The sequence below is a fragment of the uncultured Allobosea sp. genome, assembly GCF_945956895.1.
Taxonomy (GTDB): domain Bacteria; phylum Pseudomonadota; class Alphaproteobacteria; order Rhizobiales; family Beijerinckiaceae; genus Allobosea.
Genome location: NZ_CAMFJF010000145.1, coordinates 1 through 3,510, shown reverse-complemented (window position 1 = coordinate 3,510; position 3,510 = coordinate 1). Strand labels below are relative to the sequence as shown.

Here is a 3,510-nt window from a genome sequence, read left to right as displayed (position 1 = left end):
GCGATGACGGCGATCGGGATGAAGTCGGTCTGGATGTTGTAGTCGAGCTTCGGATAGAGCGCCGGCGCGATGGCGTGATGCGCTGCTCCAACGAAGAAGGTGTACCCGTCGGCCTTGGCCCGCGCCGCGGCCGATGCGCCGACCGTGCCGCCGGCGCCGCCGCGGTTTTCGATGATGATGCGCTGGCCGAGCTGCTGGTCGAGCTGGGCGGCCAGCGGTCTCGCGAAGGCATCGGTGCCGCCGCCGGCCGGAAAGGGCACGATGAAGGTGATCGGCCGCTGCGGCCAGGTCTCCGCCAATGCCGGCGCTGCCGTCAGCAGCGCGAAGGCCGCAGTTGCGAGGATCAGGTCTCGTTTTGTCGTCATGCTGGTGCTTCTCCCTTGGTACGGCGCTTTTCGGCCCCTGCCTTCGAGCGGGCAGGGTTCAGGAGAACAGGAGCGGGCGTCGGTGGGGCGCCATGCCGCTTCATCGGCGGCACGACCGATCGGATCCGACTGTGAAAGATGACCCCGGCCCGGTTCGGGCCGAGGCAAGGCTGGATGGAGACCGGATGATGTTCCGGCCTCCGGACCGCGGACGGCGATCAGGTGCGATACCAGCTCGCCAGGTTCCAGGTCGTGACCTCCCAGCCGGAGATGTCGGGCGTCAGGTTGTTGGCGGAGGCGCCGACGACCGTGCGCGAGAGGACCGGGAGGATGACATTGGCCTCGCAGAAGATCTCGTTGACCTTGATCAGGAACGCGGCGCGCTTGACCGGGTCGAGCTCCTTCTGGGCGGCCTTGTAAGCCTCGTCGGCCGCAGGATCGGACCAGCGCGAGACGTTGCGGCCCAGCCACTTGTTCTCCTTGTTGGCGATCTCCCAGGAGACGAACTGGTTGAGGAAGCGCTCCGGATCGGGCTGCGGCTGCGTCGTCGTGTACATTTCCATGTCCACGTAGAGCTTGGTGTAGGTGTCGGGGTTCGCAACGTCCGACGAGAAGAAAACCGAGGCCGTCACCGACTTCAGTTCCAGATCGATGCCGGCGCGCTGGCAGGCCTGCTTGATGATGGCCTGGGTCTTCTGGCGCGGGGCGTTGATCGAGGTCTGGTAGACGTATTTGAGCTTCTTGCCGTCCTTTTCGCGGATGCCGTCGGCACCTTTCTTCCAGCCGGCGTCGTCGAGGATCTTGTTGGCCTTGTCGATGTTGAACTCGTATTTGAGCTTGGTCGACTTGAACTGCTTGGGCTCGTTGACGAAGCTCGCGGTCGCGACGCCGCCGCGGCCGTAGATGAACTTCTCGATCGAGTCGCGGTCGATCAGCAGGTTCATCGCCTGGCGCACGGCCGGGTCGCTGAGCGAGGGATGCTTGGTCTTGACGCTGGAGCGCTCGCCGTCGACCTCGGTCCACGGATCGGTCGTGTTCAGGATGATGAACTCGACATCGCCGCCCTTCACCGCCACGACCTTGCCGCGGCCGCCGGCTTCCATGCGCTTGAGAACCTCGTCCTCGACCTGCAGGTTCCAGGCATAGTCGAATTCGCCGGTCTGGAGCACGGCGCGCGCCGCCGAAACCGCGTCGCCGCCGCCCTTGACCTCGAGCGTGTCGAATTGCGGCTTGTTCTTGACGTGGTAGTTCTCGTTGCGCGCGGCGAGCACGATGTCGCCGGGCTTGAAGTCGACGAACTTGTAGGGGCCGGTGCCGACCGGCTTCAGGTTGGCCGGTGCCTCGCGGGACTTCGCGCCCTTGTACTCGCCGAAATGATGCTTCGGGATGATCATGCCGGCGACGCCGACGAAGGGGTCCGCCCAGAACGGGGTCGCTTCCTTGAAGATCACCTTGATGGTGTGAGCGTCGATCTTCTCGACCTTGATATTGGTGTAGGAGCCCGTGGTGTAGGCGGCGGTCGCCGGATCGGCGGCATATTCCCAGGTGAAGACGGCGTCGTCGGCTGTGAACGGCTTGCCGTCATGCCATTGCACGTCCTTCTTCAGCTTCCAGATCACTTCCTTGCCGTCGGCGGAGAGGCCGCCATTGGCCTTGCTGGGGATCTCGGCCGCGAGCTGCGGGACGAGGTTGCCATCCTTGTCCCAGCCGGCGAGCGGCTCGAAGAAGATGCGCGAGGCGATCTGATCCTTGGTGCCCGAGGCGAAATGCGGGTTGAGCAGCGTCGGCGCCTGCCAGAGCAGGATCTTGAGCGGCCCGCCGCCACCGGCCTTGGTCGGCTTGTAGGTATCGGCCGGCTGGGCCATCGCGACGTCGTTCCAGACGAGGATCTGGCTCGCCATCGGCGCCGTGATGCCCACGGCCGCCATCTTCTGGATGAAGGATCGTCGCGACAGCGAACCGTCCTTCACACCCGCGACCAGGCCGCGGATTTCCTCTTCCTTCATGAGATTCCCTCCACCTTTTCAGCAAATCGGTGCCCCCGGCATTCGATGCCGTGTTTTCGTTGGCGCGCCAGCAATGCATGGCCGGGCGCGTGCGTCCAGTCGGCGAAAAGATCCAACATGTCGGAGGAGACGGCGACGCGCATCGCAAAGCGGCAGCTGACGTAAGGGCCTCCATCCCTGCGTCACACCGGATGGCCACGGCCTGATCGGCATTTCCCGCGCGATCAATGGTGGGTTGCGCGCAATTTTACGATCCGGATTGAACGCAATTTGAGAGTTCCCGGCGATTGCTGCCCCGCGAACATGTTGCTGCGGGGAGTTATGTTCACGCGATACGCGACCTTCATCTTCCTGATCGGTTTGAGCGCGCTCTTCTTCACGAGCGGACGCTCAGCGACGCGAAACGAAGAGGCCTGGAAGAATCCGCCTCCGATCGCGGCGATGGCCGAGCGGGGCGGGGTTCCCGATGCCGACGGCAAGCTGCCGATGCCTCGTCAAATCCAAGGTAGCACGACGACGCTGTGACATGGCCGCTTCGCGCGACGATCTTCCGGAGCTCCGGGAGCAGTCGGAGACCGCCTGGACCGCATCGGCAATGCGCCCGACGGCCTCGCCGACGACGCCGAAGAGATCGCTGCCGTCCGCGGTCAGTTCGAGCCCGCGTGCCCGCCGCTCGAAGAGCCGGGCGCCCACCGCAGCCTCCAGCTCAGCGACGCTGCGGCTGATCGAGGGTTGGCTGACGTTGAATTCCGCCGCCGCGGCCGTGAAGCTGCCGGTGCGGGCAGCGGCCTCGAAAACCAGGAGTCCGCGCGCGGAGGGGATAAGGCGGGAAAGCTGAGCTATATGCTCAGCGTATGCTTCTCCCAAGGTTTTTCAATCTGGTCCGGTTCCAGGCTTGCCGCCACCATTGCTGGACATACTCAGCTGTGTCGCGGTTTCGCACCTGCCGGACGGAAATCGTGTAGCCGTCCCGCTCCGGTCCGACAACAGGGAAGCCATTCGATGAGGACAACGGTTGCCATCCCGGATCGACCCCTCGGCGCGCCGCGCGACCCGCTTCTCGAACCGTTCGCCATCAAGAATTTACGGCTTCCCGCAATACACGCCGAACCTCGAGAAGCGGCTCGATGATCAGCCGC

The 3,510-nt window shown here is 64.5% G+C and carries 3 protein-coding genes; all 3 read right to left on the bottom strand.

Translation table 11 applies throughout. From position 1 onward, the window contains the following. Positions 1–365: tripartite tricarboxylate transporter substrate binding protein (locus tag Q0Q02_RS23505; RefSeq protein WP_293813218.1), on the bottom strand; the 365-nt coding region annotated here is incomplete at its 3' end. Positions 366–583: 218 nt separating this feature from the next. Further along, positions 584–2,371, bottom strand: coding sequence for a peptide ABC transporter substrate-binding protein (locus tag Q0Q02_RS23500; RefSeq protein ID WP_293813216.1), 1,788 nt, complete (start codon positions 2,369–2,371; stop codon positions 584–586). Positions 2,372–2,761: 390 nt separating this feature from the next. Then, a complete protein-coding gene (locus tag Q0Q02_RS23495; protein ID WP_293813214.1) occupies positions 2,762–3,238 on the bottom strand; it encodes a LysR family transcriptional regulator in 477 nt (158 codons plus the stop codon). Positions 3,239–3,510: the final 272 nt, after the last annotated feature.

What these genes read in the sequence shown, in the direction of transcription:
- Q0Q02_RS23500 (WP_293813216.1), bottom strand. Translation starts at nt 2,371, where the DNA reads ATGAAGGAAGAGGAAATCCGCGGCCTGGTCGCGGGTGTGAAGGACGGT.